The organism is Cupriavidus sp. BIC8F (assembly GCF_032465815.1).
Taxonomy (GTDB): Bacteria; Pseudomonadota; Gammaproteobacteria; order Burkholderiales; family Burkholderiaceae; genus Cupriavidus; species Cupriavidus necator.
Genome location: NZ_CP136095.1, coordinates 12,884 through 29,063, shown reverse-complemented (window position 1 = coordinate 29,063; position 16,180 = coordinate 12,884). Strand labels below are relative to the sequence as shown.

16 protein-coding genes are annotated in these 16,180 nt (G+C 66.7%); all 16 read left to right on the top strand.

Translation table 11 applies throughout. The features are described 5' to 3' along the window. Nucleotides 1-822 precede the first annotated feature (822 nt). The 16 genes from RS901_RS20335 (at nucleotide 823) to cheZ (ending at nucleotide 16,143) form a co-directional block, all read left to right on the top strand. Nucleotides 823-1,215 (top strand): response regulator, encoded by a 393-nt coding sequence (locus tag RS901_RS20335; protein WP_035815849.1) that lies wholly within the window; start codon nucleotides 823-825, stop codon nucleotides 1,213-1,215. A gap of 141 nt (nucleotides 1,216-1,356) precedes the next feature. After that, entirely contained in the window at nucleotides 1,357-1,833 is a 477-nt protein-coding gene (locus RS901_RS20330; protein ID WP_316155195.1) for a chemotaxis protein CheW, read from the top strand. A 114-nt stretch (nucleotides 1,834-1,947) separates the two neighbouring features. Next, nucleotides 1,948-3,597 (top strand): methyl-accepting chemotaxis protein, encoded by a 1,650-nt coding sequence (locus RS901_RS20325; protein WP_316155194.1) that lies wholly within the window; start codon nucleotides 1,948-1,950, stop codon nucleotides 3,595-3,597. 119 nt (nucleotides 3,598-3,716) lie between these two features. After that, the gene (locus RS901_RS20320; protein ID WP_316155193.1) at nucleotides 3,717-5,576 is read left to right on the top strand and encodes a methyl-accepting chemotaxis protein; all 1,860 of its coding nucleotides are present in this window, start codon (nucleotides 3,717-3,719) and stop codon (nucleotides 5,574-5,576) included. A gap of 44 nt (nucleotides 5,577-5,620) precedes the next feature. Then, nucleotides 5,621-6,355 carry a DUF4088 domain-containing protein gene (locus RS901_RS20315; RefSeq protein WP_316155191.1) on the top strand — a complete coding sequence of 245 codons (735 nt, stop codon included), beginning with the start codon at nucleotides 5,621-5,623 and terminating at the stop codon, nucleotides 6,353-6,355. A gap of 484 nt (nucleotides 6,356-6,839) precedes the next feature. Next, nucleotides 6,840-7,157, top strand: a complete 318-nt coding sequence (gene flhD, locus RS901_RS20310) for a flagellar transcriptional regulator FlhD (protein ID WP_010812713.1) — start codon at nucleotides 6,840-6,842, stop codon at nucleotides 7,155-7,157. Then, nucleotides 7,154-7,759, top strand: a complete 606-nt coding sequence (flhC, locus tag RS901_RS20305) for a flagellar transcriptional regulator FlhC (protein WP_013951937.1) — start codon at nucleotides 7,154-7,156, stop codon at nucleotides 7,757-7,759. Before flhD ends, flhC begins: the two co-directional genes overlap by 4 nt. Before the next feature lie 119 nt (nucleotides 7,760-7,878). Then, complete coding sequence (gene motA / locus RS901_RS20300) at nucleotides 7,879-8,742, top strand: flagellar motor stator protein MotA (RefSeq protein WP_013951938.1); 864 nt, start codon at nucleotides 7,879-7,881, stop codon at nucleotides 8,740-8,742. A gap of 27 nt (nucleotides 8,743-8,769) precedes the next feature. Then, nucleotides 8,770-9,735 carry a flagellar motor protein MotB gene (motB, locus tag RS901_RS20295; protein ID WP_316155184.1) on the top strand — a complete coding sequence of 322 codons (966 nt, stop codon included), beginning with the start codon at nucleotides 8,770-8,772 and terminating at the stop codon, nucleotides 9,733-9,735. Between the two features lie 52 nt (nucleotides 9,736-9,787). Continuing rightward, complete coding sequence (cheA, locus tag RS901_RS20290) at nucleotides 9,788-11,797, top strand: chemotaxis protein CheA (RefSeq protein WP_316157369.1); 2,010 nt, start codon at nucleotides 9,788-9,790, stop codon at nucleotides 11,795-11,797. Nucleotides 11,798-11,825: 28 nt separating this feature from the next. Next, on the top strand, nucleotides 11,826-12,320 hold the full coding sequence (locus tag RS901_RS20285; RefSeq protein ID WP_010812708.1) for a chemotaxis protein CheW: 495 nt from the start codon (nucleotides 11,826-11,828) through the stop codon (nucleotides 12,318-12,320). A gap of 30 nt (nucleotides 12,321-12,350) precedes the next feature. Next, nucleotides 12,351-13,262, top strand: coding sequence for a CheR family methyltransferase (locus RS901_RS20280; RefSeq protein ID WP_189374444.1), 912 nt, complete (start codon nucleotides 12,351-12,353; stop codon nucleotides 13,260-13,262). Beyond that, complete coding sequence (gene cheD, locus RS901_RS20275; protein WP_316155182.1) at nucleotides 13,262-13,912, top strand: chemoreceptor glutamine deamidase CheD; 651 nt, start codon at nucleotides 13,262-13,264, stop codon at nucleotides 13,910-13,912. The genes RS901_RS20280 and cheD overlap by 1 nt, the downstream gene beginning before the upstream one ends. Before the next feature lie 23 nt (nucleotides 13,913-13,935). Beyond that, nucleotides 13,936-15,018 (top strand): chemotaxis response regulator protein-glutamate methylesterase, encoded by a 1,083-nt coding sequence (locus tag RS901_RS20270; RefSeq protein ID WP_316155181.1) that lies wholly within the window; start codon nucleotides 13,936-13,938, stop codon nucleotides 15,016-15,018. Between the two features lie 88 nt (nucleotides 15,019-15,106). Then, nucleotides 15,107-15,493, top strand: coding sequence for a chemotaxis response regulator CheY (cheY, locus tag RS901_RS20265; protein ID WP_011616433.1), 387 nt, complete (start codon nucleotides 15,107-15,109; stop codon nucleotides 15,491-15,493). 17 nt (nucleotides 15,494-15,510) lie between these two features. After that, nucleotides 15,511-16,143 carry a protein phosphatase CheZ gene (cheZ, locus tag RS901_RS20260; protein ID WP_316155180.1) on the top strand — a complete coding sequence of 211 codons (633 nt, stop codon included), beginning with the start codon at nucleotides 15,511-15,513 and terminating at the stop codon, nucleotides 16,141-16,143. The last annotated feature ends 37 nt before the right edge of the window (nucleotides 16,144-16,180 follow it).

The following is a 16,180-nucleotide window of genomic DNA, read 5'->3' as shown; positions in this document are numbered from 1 at the left end:
AACCAAGAAACGCGTCGCCTGAGCGGCTGGCAATCCATTACGCGGCGTTGGTCATATGGGCGGCGGTGCTTGCCGTTTGGGCGTGGTTGCCCGTTCGACCCTGCTACGCCATGTGAGTCAGGGATAGTGCCTGCGTTAACCCACTATTGAACGATCCCCATGCAGGGCGTAGGCCGCCTGCTGCCGACCGTATCGGTGGGACGCCTATGGCTGCGCTGCGCGCCGGCCCTAAGCACAGCGACGACCACGTCCTAACTGCGCTGTGTTCGGCGTCATTCGCGACCACGCGCTGCGAGCGCAGCGATGCAATCCGTGCCCGTGCCTCCGACCTGAGATGATGCGTGCGCGCAGCGCAGCCGAAGGCGTCCCACCGATAACCTGGTCAGCAGGCTGCCAATCCCCTAAAGTCGGGTTCGTCCAATAGTCCGTGGACGGAGGCACCAGACAGGGTGCGTAGCAGGGTCGAACCACCAAGCGAATCGAACGGAAATCACCACCGCTCGAATCACCAACGCCGGGCAATGGATAGCCAGCCGCTTTGGCGACGCGTTTTTCTGCTTACTCTTTTGTCGCTTGGACAAAAGAGTAAGTCGCCGGCTACGCCGGCGAAACAGACCACGCCCGCCAAGCACGACACCCAACCGCAATGCCGAAGCCCACCCCATACCAAAAAGAACCTAAAGTCTGGCCGCGGCGGCGCCGATAACCGGTCTGGCAGGCTGCCCGCGTTGGCGGAGCGGCCCTGCGCCGGCCTGTCCGTCGCCGGCCGCGCCGCCCATCTTCCTGGCGGACCCACCAAGTTCCTGCAAACCGGAGGCGCCCATGTCATCGCCCAGCATCCTCGTCGTCGACGATTCCCCTTCGCTACGCCGCATGATCGGCGCCTGCCTGCGCGCAGGAGGGTTTGACGTGACCGAGGCGGCCGACGGCGACCAGGCTCATGCGCTCGCGGCCGGCGCCAGCTTCGGCATGCTGGTCACCGACCAGGTCATGCCCGGCATGGATGGCCTCACGCTGATCCGCAGCCTGCGCGCCACTGAGCGCTATGCGTGCATTCCCATCCTGATGCTGACCACCGAGCAGGACGGCAGCATCCGCGAACAGGCCCGCGCCGCCGGCGCCTCGGGTTTCCTGCCCAAGCCCTTCGATCCTGACCAGCTGATGCAGGCCGTGACGGCGCTGCTGTCCACCGCGCACCCTACCTCGGAAGGGTAAGGAAAGCCGGGCGTCGCCCTTCAGTCACCCGGATTGCTGCCGTAAACACTGGTGGGCGAAGTCATGCCCCGGTGCCAGCCAGCGGCCTTGGCCGCAGCAGCGCCAGCAAACCAGCATGAGCCAATTTTGGGGGGCTAGACGATGAAGCACATCGACAAGGCAGACGGCGCGGGCGAGGAGTTCCTGGCCTTTACGCTGGGCCGGGAAGAATACGGCGTCGACATCCTGAAGGTCCAGGAGATCCGCGGCTACGAGTCGGTCACCCAGATTGCCAACGCACCGGACTACATCAAGGGCGTGATCAACCTGCGCGGCATCATCGTGCCGATCATCGACCTGCGCATCAAGTTCCGCCAGCCGAACGTCAGCTACGACCAGTACACGGTCGTCATCATCGTCGACCTCAACGACCGCACCACCGGCATCGTGGTGGATGGCGTGTCCGACGTGCTGACCCTTGCCGCCGAGCAGATCAAGCCCACGCCGTATTTCTCCGGCGAACTGGCGACCGACTACATCCGTGGGCTGGGCTCGGTCGAGCAACGCATGCTGATCCTGGTCGATATCGAGAAGCTGCTCAACACCGAAGAACTGGCCGCGCTGGAAGCGGTGTCCTGATCCAGCGTTTGCGCCAACGCCGTCCGGCGGGGGCACACGCCTGCCGGACCGAACCCGCCCGGGTGCTGCCACATAGAAATGCGGCCGCGCCAGGGGCACGCAGTCCTGTCATAGATGCGAAACAACCAACCCGTTACGCAGCGCGAATACAAGCTCTCCCCATCGGACTACCTGATCTCGCGCACGGACCTCAAGGGCCGGATCACCTTTGCCAACCGCACCTTTATCGAGGCGAGCGGCTTTGCGGCGGAGGAACTGCTGGGCGCGCCGCACAACCTGGTGCGCCACCCCGACATGCCGCCCGAGGCGTTTGCCGACCTGTGGCATGACCTGCAGGCCGGACGCACCTGGAAGGGCGTGGTCAAGAACCGTCGCAAGGACGGCGACTTCTACTGGGTCAATGCGACCGTGACGCCCACGCGTGTCGATGGCCACGTGGTTGGCTACACCTCGGTGCGCTCGATGGCGACGCGCGAGCAGGTGGAAGCCGCCGGTGCCGCCTATGCGCGATTCCGCGCCGGCCGCGCGGACGGGCTGGCGATCAGCCACGGCGCGGTGGTCCGCACCGGCTTGCGCGGCCTGCTGCAGGGCCTGCTGCGCCTGAACCTGAAGCGCCGCATCCTGTGGGCGCAGGCCGGCGGCCTGGTGTGGTTCCTGGCCGCGCTGGTTGTGGTGGAAGCGCTGGGGGGCGCCGCCACGGCCGCGCTGCGCCCGTGGCTGTGGGGCGGCTTCGTGATGGCGCTGGCGTCGTCGTTCGCGGCCGGCACGATGTTGCTGGCGCGCGTAAACCGGCCGGTGCGCGACATGCTGGACTTTGCGCTGCGCATGGGCGCGGGCGACCTGACCACGCGCTTCGAGCACCGCAGCGCCGACGAAATCGGCGCGCTGGCGCAGGCCATGCAGACCATGCAGCGCAGCCTGCTGTCGGTGGTGCACGAGATCCAGGAAGGCATGGCCAGCATCTCCACGGCGACGCGCCAGGTGGCCGCGGGCAACAACGACCTGTCGCAACGCACCGAGCAGCAGGCGGCGTCGCTGGAGCAGACGGCGTCGAGCATGGAAGAGCTGACCAGCACGGTGCGCCAGAACGCGGACAACGCGCGCCAGGCCAGCGGGCTGGCGGCGAACGCGTCGGAGACGGCGCTGCGCGGCGGCGAAGTGGTGGGCCGGGTGGTGCAGACCATGGACGAGATCAACGATGCGTCGAAGAAGATCGTCGACATCATCGGCGTGATCGAAGGCATCGCCTTCCAGACCAACATCCTGGCGCTGAACGCGGCCGTGGAAGCGGCGCGCGCCGGCGAGCAGGGCCGCGGCTTCGCGGTGGTGGCGGGCGAGGTGCGCAGCCTGGCGCAGCGCAGCGCCAACGCGGCCAAGGAGATCAAGGGGCTGATCGGCGATACGGTGGAGCGCGTGGATAACGGCTCGGCGCTGGTGGGCCAGGCGGGCAAGACCATGGACGAGATCGTGCAGGCGGTCAAGCGCGTGACCGACATCATGGGCGAGATCAGCGCGGCGTCGGCCGAGCAGAGCGCAGGCATCGAGCAGGTCAACCAGGCCGTGGCGCAGATGGACCAGGGCACGCAGCAGAACGCGGCGCTGGTGGAAGAGGCCGCCGCCGCCGCGGGCTCGCTCGAAGAGCAGGCCATGCGCCTGCGCGACGCCATTGCCACGTTCCGCGTCAGCATGCAGGCCGAGGTGCGTCCGCAGCGCCTGCCGGCCCAAGCGCGCGCCGAGGCGGCCCAGTCACTGGCACAGGCCTAGTCCACGGAACCAGGCCAGTCCGAATCAAAGACGAGGCAGGCGCGGAACACCGGCCTGCATGCGTACAAAACGGGTGCGGCACGCCGCGCCCGAGGCTTCAGTTACAAGGGGGAGTTGCTATGCATTGGTTCAATCAACTGCGCGTCACGACCAGGCTGGTTGCCGGATTCCTGGTCGTTGCCGTGATCGGCGCCGTGATGGGGCTGCTGGGTGTGGTCAACATGGGGCGCATGGCCGACTGGACCGGCAAGATCTACAACGACGACCTGCAGGCGCTGAAGGCTGTGCAGGACGCCAATATCAACCTGGTCTATGCCAGCCGCGCGCAGATCGGGCTGCTGTCGGCATCGACCATGGGCGAGCGTTCGGCCGAGAAGGAGCAGATCGTGAAGTCGCTCGGCGCGATGGACGAGCGCATCCGCCAGGTTGCGGGCGCATTCGAGAAGCCTGAGGGCAAGGCACTGGTCAAGCAGTACCAGGAGCTGTCGCCGGCCTTCCGCGCGCGCATGGAGAAGTACGTCGAACTGGTCAGCAAGCAGCCGTTGGATACGTCGCAGTTTGAAAGCCAGGTGTTCTCCGAGAGCGCCGACCTGCTCAAGGACAGCCATGCGCTGGAAGCGGTGATGTTCCAGATGGTCAAGCGCCGCGACGACCGCGCCCGCAACAACATGGAGGAAGCGCGCAGCGTCTACAACGCATCCCGCCTGTGGATGCTGGGCCTGGTGCTGGGCGGCCTGGCGCTGTCGGTGCTGCTGGGCGTGCTGCTGGCGCGGGCGCTGTCGCGCCAGCTGGGCGGCGAGCCGGGCTATGCGGCCGCGATTGCCGCGCGCATTGCCGAAGGCGACTTCTCCTCGCCGGTGACCACGCGCGCAGGCGACAAGAGCAGCCTGGTCCATGCGATGCAGCAGATGCAGCAGCAGCTGTCGCGCATGGTGCGCGATTTCAAGGTGTCGGCGGAATCCATCGGCGGCGCCTCGCGTGAAATTGCCGCGGGCAACAACGACCTGTCGCAGCGCACGGAGCAGCAGGCGGCGTCGCTGGAGCAGACGGCGTCGAGCATGGAAGAGCTGACCAGCACGGTGCGCCAGAACGCGGACAACGCGCGCCAGGCCAGCGGGCTGGCGGCGAACGCGTCGGAGACGGCGCTGCGCGGCGGCGAAGTGGTGGGCCGGGTGGTGCAGACCATGGACGAGATCAACGATGCATCGAAGAAGATCGTCGACATCATCGGCGTGATCGAAGGCATCGCCTTCCAGACCAACATCCTGGCGCTGAACGCGGCCGTGGAAGCGGCGCGCGCCGGCGAGCAGGGCCGCGGCTTCGCGGTGGTGGCGGGCGAGGTGCGCAGCCTGGCGCAGCGCAGCGCCAACGCGGCCAAGGAGATCAAGGGGCTGATCGGCGATACGGTGGAGCGCGTGGACAACGGCTCGGCGCTGGTGGGCCAGGCGGGCAAGACCATGGACGAGATCGTGCAGGCGGTCAAGCGCGTGACCGACATCATGGGCGAGATCAGCGCGGCGTCGGCCGAGCAGAGCGCGGGCATCGAGCAGGTCAACCAGGCCGTGGCGCAGATGGATGAAGGCACGCAGCAGAACGCGGCACTGGTGGAAGAAGCCGCCGCCGCTGCCGGCGCGCTGGAAGAGCAGGCCGGCCGGCTGCAGGCGGCCGTGGCGACCTTCCGTCTGGCGGCTGAGGATGACCGCGCGGGTTCGTTCGTGGCCCAGCCCCTGCCTGCGGTGACGGCGATGCCGGCCAGGGCGTCTCGTGCCGCCGGCGCGGTGCGCGCCATTCCTGCCGGCAAGCGGGTCGCCAAGGCGCTGCCTGCCAGCACGAAGGCCGCGGCTGTGGCTGCGGCGGACCATGCCGCCGCACCCGAGGCGGCTGATGCTGTCGCCGCGCAGCCGGCGCGGCCGGTGGCAGGCAGGACCGCGCGGCCGGTGCTGGCAGCCGCCGACAACGGCGACTGGAGCGCATTCTGATCCCCACCGGCAACGGGCCGCGCGGCGGCCCGGATGGCAAGGCGATGACGACCGAGATCAACCTGGCCCTGCCGCATGACGATGCGGCGCGGCTGCGCAAGGAATTCGAGCAGTTCGTCGGGGTCTCGACCGGCCTGGACCGCGAGTTCCTGCCGCCCGATTTCCAGGAGTTCCTGCGCGCGCGGCTGCTGCAGCATGACGGCCCGCTCACCGAGCGCGCGGTCTCGCGGCTGCTGTCAGGCGGTGAATACGGCTGGGCACGCCGCGTGTTCGACAAGCAGTTGCCCAATGCGCTGGCGGCGCTGATGCGCGATGCCCAGCGCTTTGGCTTCGGGCTGGCAGTGCAGCCCGACTGGACGCCGGACCAGCGCCTGGCGCATGCGCGCGAATGGGCGGCGCAGGTGCTGTCGGAATGCGGCGCCGATGCGGCCTTCACCGAGGCGCTCGCCACGCAGGTGGCGGCTTCGGCCGAAGACGTGCGGGTGTTGGAAGAGCGCATGCGCACGCCCGCATGGCGCCTGGCCGAAAGCCTGCGCCAGCGCGCCTATGACCTGATGTACGCGCTGCAGACCGAAGACAGCGAAGCCGCGGGCCGCGCACGCGTGGGCGAGCTGCGCGGCATGCTGGGCCTGGCCCTGGAGTACGGCTCGGTGCGGCCGGAAGAAGCCTCGCGCGTGCTGGAGCAGGTGGAGCGCATGCGCCCGGCGCTGTTCCGCGAAGCGCCCGACGATGTGTTCGCCCGGCTGGCGGCGTGGCTGCGGCGCATGTTCGGGCACTGAGGGCGCGGTGGGAATCCGGCGCGCTGCATCCGGCTACGAACTTCGTGCCGGGATGACGGAGAGTGCCTGCGCGCGGAGCGCAACATGCGGCACTCGTCAATAGAGGAATCCAGCAGGCTACCGAGGGCGCTGGTCGCGCGTTTGCGGATATGACGTTTGCGAAACTCGCTTGCGCCAGATCAAGTGTCAGGGGCGTGAACGGTTACAAAATGTGCGCGCCCATGTATGTTTCATGCGACATTGGGTTCCCCCCCGCGTAAGTAGGGATTGGCATTGCGGGTCGATTGCCGATATAAACGTAACAGTCCCACTTACACTCTGTAACACTTGTAACGGGGTTGATTACAGTTGGACACGGGCGTAGTTCCTTAGTCGTACGTTGTACCCGCCCAGCCGCATACAAACGATCTGGTCGCCGGGCCCGCGAGGGCATCGGTAAGCGCCGGACAAGCGGCCACGGCGGGTTTTTGGTAGCGGGGATAAATTGGAAAGCAGTGAAGTTCTCCAGGAGATCAGGGAGGTTAATCTCGCCTATCTGCTGCTCGCGCAACGCCTGGTGCGCGAAAACCAGGTCGAAGCCATGTTCCGGCTTGGGGTCAGCAAGGAAATTGCCGATATTCTTGCCAAGCTGACTTCCGCGCAACTCGTCAAGCTGGCGGCATCCAACATGGTGCTGTGCAGGTTCCGCTTCGACGACCATGCGCTTCTGTCCACTCTCACCCACACGGCCAAGAGCCATGACATGCAGCAGATCCACGCCGCGATCCTGCTTGCACGCCAGCCTGTGGAGTCGCTCAATTGACCGCGCTCCTGCAGGCCGAGCCGACCCGGAGTTACACGGCCACCTCCGTTCCCAGCCGCAAGAGCGTGCTCCAGGATGCGAACCAGACCCAGCTTGCGATCGAGCTGATCGGCCTGGGTGCGCGCCTGCAGGTGCTTGAAGCCGAGACCACGCTGTCGCGTGACCGGCTCATCCGCCTGTACAAGGAGCTGCGCGGCGTCTCGCCCCCCAAGGGCATGCTTCCCTTCTCGACGGACTGGTTCACCACCTGGCTGCCGAATATCCATTCGTCGCTGTTCTTCTCTGCCTACCAGTTCATGGTGCAGGAGGGCGAGACCGTGGGCATTCGCGCGGTGGTGGCTGCCTACCGCCTGTACCTTGAGCATGTTTCGCTGCTCGGCGGCGAAATTGTCTTAAGTTTCACGCGTGCCTGGACGTTAGTACGGTTCTTCGAGAGCAATATGCTGCAGCTGTCCCGGTGCACGTGTTGCGGCGGGCAGTTTGTCACGCACGCGTATGAGCCGCACGCGAACTTTGTGTGCAGCCTGTGCCGTCCGCCGTCACGCGCAGGGAAGGTGAAGAAGCTCTCGAAAGACGCCGCCGCCGTGCAGACCAACACCTGATCCTGGTCAAGGTCCGCCGGCTGGCAAGCTTGCAGCGCTGGCGGACGGATTCTCTCCGTGCGCCCGTGCAACGGGCAAATGAGCGTGGCTGACGCGCGTTTTTAGACGGGGATCCGATCGTGCTAGTAGTTCTTGGCTATGTCGTCGTGGTTGTGGCGGTGCTTGGCGGTTACGCCATGACCGGCGGCCACATGGGCGCGCTATATCAACCGGCGGAATTTGTGATCATCGGGGGCGCCGCCTTCGGCGCCTTTATCGCCACCAATACAGCTAAGGCCATCAAGGCCACCGCCAGGGCGCTGCCGGGCCTGTTCAAAAGCTCCAAGTACAAGAAGGAGCTGTACCTGGACGTCATGTCGCTGCTGTACGTGCTGCTGTCCAAGGCACGGCGCGAGGGCATCCTGTTCCTGGAAAAGGAAATCGCGGACCCCGCCGCCAGCAGCGTCTTCAGCCAGTACCCGCGCATCCTGTCGGATCCGGTGGTGATGGAATTCCTCACCGACTACCTGCGCATGATGGTCAACGGCAACATGAACGCCTTCGAGATCGAGGCCCTGATGGACCACGAGATCGAGACCTTCCGCCACGAGGCCGAGATCCCCGCCCATGCACTGTCGCGCGTCGGCGACGCGCTGCCCGCCTTCGGCATCGTTGCCGCGGTGATGGGCGTGGTGCATGCGCTGGGTTCGGCCGACCTGCCGCCGGCCGAGCTGGGCGCGCTGATCGCGCACGCCATGGTCGGCACCTTCCTGGGCATCCTGCTGGCCTATGGCTTTGTCTCGCCGCTGGCCGCGCGCATCGAGCTGCAGGTGTCCGAGAACGTCAAGGTTTACGAATGCATCAAGGTGGTGCTGCTGGCCTCGCTCAACGGCTACGCGCCGCTGGTGGCGGTGGAATTCGGCCGCAAGGTGCTGTACTCCACGGTGCGGCCGTCGTTCCTTGAGCTCGACGACCACGTGCGTGAAGTCAAGAGCCTGAATTAAGGCGCGCAAGCAGCAAGGGGCACCGTCATGAGCAGCGCACACGATATGCGTCCGATCATCGTCCGCCGGGCGAAATCGCACGCCAGGCCGCACGGCAACCACAGCTGGAAGATCGCCTACGCCGACTTCATGACGGCGATGATGGCGCTGTTCCTGGTGCTGTGGCTGCTCTCCAGCGCCAACAAGAAGACGCTGGAAGGCATTGCCGAGTACTTCCGCATGCCGCTCAAGGTGGCCGTCGTCGGCGGCGAGAAGAGCAGCCAGACGCCCAGCGTGATCCCGGGCGGCGGCCAGGACGCGCTGCGCAAGGACGGCGAGACCCTGCGCGCGCGCAACAACGAACCCAGCGACGAGCAACGGCGCAACGAGCAGCAGGAAGCGCAGCGCCTGCGCGCGCTCAAGCAGCGCCTTGAGCAGATCATCGAGAACAACCCGGTGCTGCGCCAGTTCCGGCCGCAGCTGCTGCTGGACATCACCAGCGAGGGGCTGCGCATCCAGATTTTGGATACGCAGAACCGGCCGATGTTCCGCACCGGCAGCGCCACGGTCGAGACCTATATGCGCACCATCCTGCGCGAGATCGGGCCGGTGCTGAACGAGCTGCCCAACAAGGTCAGCCTGTCGGGCCATACCGATGCGGCCAACTATTCCAGTGGCGAGCGCACCTACAGCAACTGGGAGCTGTCGGGCGACCGCGCCAACGCTTCGCGCCGCGAGCTGATCGCCGGCGGCATGCAGGAGGGCAAGGTGCTGCGCGTGCTGGGCCTGGCCGCGACCATGCCGCTGGACAAGGAAGACCTGCTGGCGCCGGTGAACCGGCGCATCAGCATCGTGGTGCTCAACCACAAGGCCCAGGCGCGCTTCGAGGCCGAGAACGCCAGCGCCGCCGAGGTCTCGGTGGCGGCGCAGGCCGGCAAGGCCGGGCAGGAGATGCAGGCGGGGCTGGCAGCGGCCTCCGCGCCCGCGCCTGCGTCCACGGGCAGCAAACCATGACGCGCGGCCGCTGCGGCAGCGCCAGTGCAGTAACCAAGTGACTCAGGACGCCATGTCTGTCGATATCGATATCACACAGTTTTACCAGACCTTCTTCGAGGAAGCGGAAGAACTGCTCGTCGAAATGGAGCAGCTGCTGCTCGGCCTGGACATTGAGTCGCCCGATCCCGAGCATCTGAACGCGATCTTCCGGGCGGCGCATTCCATCAAGGGCGGGGCTGCCACCTTCGGCTTCGCGGCGCTGACCGAGACCACCCATATTTTCGAGAACCTGCTGGACCGCACGCGCCGGCAGGAACTGGCGTTGACCAGGACCATCATCGACACCTTTCTGGAAACCAAGGACGTGTTGCAAGACCAGCTCAACGCCTACCGCAACGGCACCGAACCCGATCCGGAAACGCTGGCGCGCATCTGCGCCGTGCTGCAACAGCTGGCGCAGGAAGCCGCCGGCGATGCCGGCGCAACTGCCGCCCCGGCGCCCGCTCCTGTTGCCGCAACGACCCCCGCTGCCGCTGCCACGGGCGGCGGGCTCAAGATCCGCCTGATCCGGGTTTCCGCCTCAGACCAGGCGCTGCTGCGCGAGGAACTGGCCAACCTGGGCGAGATCACCGGCCAGCAAGAGGTGAATGGCGAACTGGTGGTGTGGCTCAACACCCAGTGCAGCGCCGACGACATCATCGCGGTGTGCTGCTTCGTGATCGACCTGGACCAGATCGTGATCGAAGCCGAAGCCGAGGCTCCTGCTGCCGCCCCCACGGTGGTCGAGGTGCCGGTCCCGGCGCCCGTCCCGGTCGCGGCGGCCCCCGCAGCAGCAGCGGCAGCGCCCGCCGCCGCGCGCGAGAAGGCCAAGCCGCAGGCGAGCGCCGCGCACGGCGAAGGCTCGATCCGCGTGCCGACCGAAAAGGTCGACCAGATCATTAACCTGGTGGGCGAGCTGGTGATCACGCAGTCGATGCTGGCGCAGACCGCATCTGCGCTGGACCCGGTGCTGTTCGACCGCCTGTTCTCCGGCATGGGCCAGCTCGAGCGCAACGCGCGCGACCTGCAGGAAGCGGTGATGTCGATCCGCATGATGCCGATGGACTATGTGTTCTCGCGTTTCCCGCGGCTGGTGCGCGACCTGGCCAGCAAGCTTGGCAAGCAGATCGACCTGGTCACCTTCGGCAAGGCCACCGAACTGGACAAGAGCCTGATCGAACGCATCATCGATCCGCTCACGCACCTGGTGCGCAACAGCCTGGACCATGGCATCGAAACCCCGGACAAGCGCGTCGCCGCCGGCAAGGACGCGACCGGCCAGCTGATCCTGTCCGCGCAGCACCATGGCGGCAATATCGTCATTGAAGTCAGCGACGACGGCGGCGGCCTGAACCGCGAGCGCATCCTGGCCAAGGCCATCCAGAACGGCCTGCCGGTGTCCGAGACCATCACCGATGAAGAGGTCTGGCAGCTGATCTTCGCGCCGGGCTTTTCCACTGCCGAAGTCGTCACCGACGTGTCGGGCCGCGGCGTTGGCATGGACGTGGTCAAGCGCAACATCCAGGAAATGGGCGGCCACGTCCAGATCAGCTCGCGTCCGGGCCTGGGCACCACCATCCGCATCGTGCTGCCGCTGACGCTGGCGATCCTGGACGGGATGTCGGTCAAGGTGGGCGAAGAGACCTTCATCCTGCCGCTGAACTGCGTGATGGAGTCGCTGCAGCCCAAGGCAGAGGATGTCCACACCGCCGCCAACTCCGATCGCGTTATGCACGTGCGCGGCGAATACCTGCCGCTGCTTGAGATGCACCGCGTGTTCAACGTGGCCGGCGCGCTGCAGGAACCCACGCAGGGCATCGCCGTGATCCTGCAGGCCGAAGGCAAGCGCTTTGCGCTGCTGGTGGACCAGCTGATCGGCCAGCACCAGGTGGTGCTGAAGAACCTGGAAACCAACTACCGCAAGGTGCCGTGCATCTCGGCGGCGACCATCCTTGGCGACGGCAGCGTGGCGCTGATCGTCGATGTCGGCGCGCTGCAGCGCACCGGCGTGCGCCGGCAGGAACCGGCGCTGGTGCAGTAATCGTCCAATCACAGGAGAACGAGACATCATGGCCGGCATCGGACACATCGATACCCCCGGAAGCGACGCTTCGGGCCAGGAGTTCCTGGTCTTCACGCTGGGGTCGGAGGAATACGGCATCGACATCCTCAAGGTGCAGGAGATCCGCAGCTACGAAACCGTGACCCGCATCTCCAGCGCGCCGGACTTCATCAAGGGCGTGACCAACCTGCGCGGCGTGATCGTGCCGATCGTCGACCTGCGCCTGAAGTTCCGCCTGGGCAACGTGCGCTACGACCACCAGACCGTGGTCATCATCCTGAACGTGGCCGGCCGCGTGGTCGGCATCGTGGTGGATGGCGTGTCGGACGTGCTGACGCTGACGGGCGATGCGATCAAGCCCGCGCCGGAGTTCGGCGTGTCGATCTCGACCGAGCACCTGACCGGGCTGGGCACCATCGACGGCCGCATGCTGGTGCTGATCGACATCGAACGCCTGATGACCAGCGCGGAGATGGCGCTGGTCGAGGCCGAGCTGGCCTGACGCAGCGCACGCACCACTGAAGCACATCCCATGACGCCGTTCCGCACCGCCGCCAGCGTTCCCGGCCAGACCGGGTCGGTCCTTGCGCCGGGCGCCATCCTGCGGCGCGACGACGCGCGCGACTTTTTGCTGACCGAACGCGATTTCGAGAAAATCCGCGCGCTGATCCACCGGCGCGCGGGCATCTCGCTGGGCAGCCACAAGCGCGAGATGGTCTACAGCCGCCTGGTGCGCCGGCTGCGCGCGCTGCAGCTGTCGGACTTCGCCTCGTACCTGGCGCTGCTGGACGCGGACGACCGCTCGTCGGAGTGGGAGTTCTTCACCAATGCGCTGACCACCAACCTGACCTCATTCTTCCGCGAGGCCCATCACTTCCCGCTGCTGGCCGAGCATGCCAAGAAGACCGGCCGCCCCTACAGCGTCTGGTGCTCGGCCGCCTCCACCGGTGAGGAGCCGTACTCGATCGCCATCACGCTGGCGGAGGCGCTGGGTGACCGCGCCGGCACGGTGCTGGCCACTGACATCGACACCCAGGTGCTGACCAAGGCCCGCGGCGGCGTGTATTCCGCGGAGCAGGTTGCGCGGCTGTCGCCGGAACGGCTCAAGCGCTTCTTCCTGAAGGGCACCGGGCCGCGCACCGGTTCGGTCAAGGTCAAGCCGGAGCTGGCCGCCACCATCGCGTTCGAGCCGCTGAACCTGCTCGCGCCCGACTGGGGCATGCGCGAGCAGTTCGACGCCATCTTCTGCCGCAACGTGATGATCTACTTCGACAAGCCGACCCAGGGACGCATCCTGGAGCGCTTCGTGCCGCTGCTCAAGCCGCACGGGCTGCTCTTTGCCGGCCACTCGGAGAACTTCTCCTATGTCACGCGCGCCTTCCAGCTGCGCGGGCAGACCGTTTATGAACTGGCGCCGGACGCGGCCAGGGCGGGAAGGCCGTGATGCGCACGCCCCATCTGCCCGAAGCTCTTGCCACGCGCACGTATTTCGACCGCGAGTTCGGCAAGCAGGCCATCAAGCTGTTGCCCAACGAGTACTACGTGACCCGCGAGGACGTGGTGCTGACCACCGTGCTGGGCTCGTGCGTGGCTGCCTGCATCCGCGACGAGAGCGCCGGCGTGGGCGGCATGAACCACTTCATGCTGCCCGATGACGACGGCAGCGCAGACCGCATGCTGTCTGCGTCGATGCGCTACGGCAGCTATGCGCTGGAAGTGCTGATCAACGAACTGCTCAAGATGGGCGCGCGCCGCGAGCGGCTGGAGGCCAAGGTCTTCGGCGGCGGGGCGGTGCTGGCCAATATGACCACGCTGAACATCGGCGACCGCAACGCGGACTTCGTCCTGCGCTACCTGAAGACCGAGGAGATCCGCGTTGCGGCGCAGGACCTGCGCGGCCCGCATGCGCGCCGTGTCAGCTACTTCCCGGTCGGCGGGCTGGCGCTGGTGCGCCGCCTGACGCGGCAGGACGACCAGGTTTCGGTGGCGCGCGAGGAGCGCGCACTGGCCCGCGCCATTGCCACCTCGGCCCGGGCGCCGGCGCAATCGCCTGAACTGTTTGCGCGGCAGTCCTTTGCGCGCCAGCTTCCCTGAAACCAATACAAGCACGATCAATCATGACTGCTGCCAAGATCAAGGTGCTCTGCGTGGACGATTCCGCGCTGATCCGCAGCCTGATGACGGAGATCATCAACAGCCAGCCCGACATGGAAGTGGTCGGCACCGCGCCCGACCCGCTGGTGGCGCGCGACCTGATCAAGCGCCTGAACCCGGATGTGCTGACGCTGGACGTCGAAATGCCGCGCATGGACGGCCTGGACTTCCTGGAACGCCTGATGCGGCTGCGGCCGATGCCGGTGCTGATGGTGTCGTCGCTGACCGAACGCGGTTCCGAGATCACCATGCGTGCGCTGGAGTTGGGCGCGGTGGACTTTGTCACCAAGCCCAAGCTGGGCATCCGCGACGGGCTGCTGGAATACACCCACACCATCGCCGACAAGCTGCGCGCCGCGTCGCGCGCCCGCGTGCGCGCGGCCGCGCAGCCGGCCGCGCCGACAGCGGCCGGCGCCGAGCCCGCGCCGATGCTGCGCAGCCCGCTGCTGTCGACCGAAAAGCTGATCATCCTGGGCGCCTCCACCGGCGGCACCGAGGCCATCAAGGAATTCCTGATGCCGCTGCCGCCCGACAGCCCGGCGGTGATGATCGTGCAGCATATGCCGGCCGGCTTTACACGCTCGTTCGCGCAGCGGCTGGATGGCCTGTGCCGCATCACGGTCAAGGAAGCCGTGCACGGCGAGCGCGTGCTGCCCGGCCATGCGTATATCGCGCCGGGCGACTCGCACCTGCTGCTGGCGCGCAGCGGCGCCAACTATGTCGCGCACCTGTCGCAGGAAGCGCCGGTCAACCGCCACCGCCCGTCGGTCGACGTGCTGTTCGATTCGGCCGCCCAGCATGGTGGCAAGAACGTGATCGGCGTGATCCTGACCGGCATGGGCAAGGACGGCGCGCGCGGCATGCTGCGGATGCGCGAGGCCGGTGCCTACAACCTGGCCCAGGACGAGCACACATGCATTGTGTTTGGCATGCCGAAGGAGGCGATCGCCACCGGCGGCGTGCATGAAGTCGTGCCCTTGCCGGCGATGACCCAGCGCGTGATGGCACGCCTGGCCACATACGGCACGCGCGCGCAGCGGGTGTAAACGAAATCGGGCCGAGCGGGGCGCGCATGCCGGCGCGCGGCGCTCGTCCTGGCAACAAGCCAACACTGTATTTACTGGAGCCCTCAAAGTGGACAAGAGCATCAAGATCCTGGTCGTGGATGATTTCCCGACCATGCGCCGGATCATCCGCAACCTGCTCAAGGAGCTGGGTTTCGTCAACGTCGAGGAAGCCGAGGACGGCGCCGCCGGCCTGGAGAAGGCCAAGGATGGCAGCTTCCAGTTCGTGATCTCGGACTGGAACATGCCCAATATGGACGGCCTGACCATGCTGCAGGCGATCCGCGCCGACGCCAATATCGGCAAGATCCCGGTGCTGATGGTGACCGCCGAAGCCAAGAAGGAGAACATCATCGCCGCGGCCCAGGCCGGCGCCAACGGCTACGTGGTCAAGCCGTTCACGGCAGCCACGCTGGACGAGAAGATCACCAAGATCTTCGAGAAGCTCGGCGGCTGAGGCGGAGGCGCGTTTCCATGACCCCGACCCTGAGCAATGATTCCGCCGAGCAACTGATCCTCCGCATCGGCAACCTGACGCGGATGCTGCGCGACAATATGCGCGAGCTCGGCCTGGACAAGGAGATCGAGCGCGCCGCACAGGCCATCCCCGATGCGCGCGACCGGCTGAACTACATCGCCGCCATGACCGAGCAGGCCGCCGAGCGCACGCTCAACGCGGTCGAGCTGGCGCAGCCGATCCAGTCCGGTATCGAGCAGCAGGCCGAAACCCTGGACAAGCGCTGGGACGCCTGGTTCGAGCAGCCGGTGGAGCTGGCCGACGCCCGTTCGCTGGTGCTCGACACCCGCGCCTTCCTGTCCGAGGTGCCCGCCCAGGCCCGCGCCACCAACAGCCATCTGCTCGACATCATGATGGCGCAGGACTTCCAGGACCTGACCGGCCAGGTCATCAAGAAGATGATGGACATGATCCGCGCGCTGGAGCAGGAGCTGCTGCAGGTGCTGATCGACAACGTGCCGTCCGAGCGCCGCGTGGAAGCGCCGGCCGCCACGCTGCTGAACGGGCCGCAGGTCAACCCGGAAGGCAAGCCGGACGTGGTTTCGGACCAGGCGCAGGTGGATGATTTGCTGGCCAGTCTGGGGTTCTGAGAGCCACCCCTTTCAAGGTGACGAAAAATAGGGCACG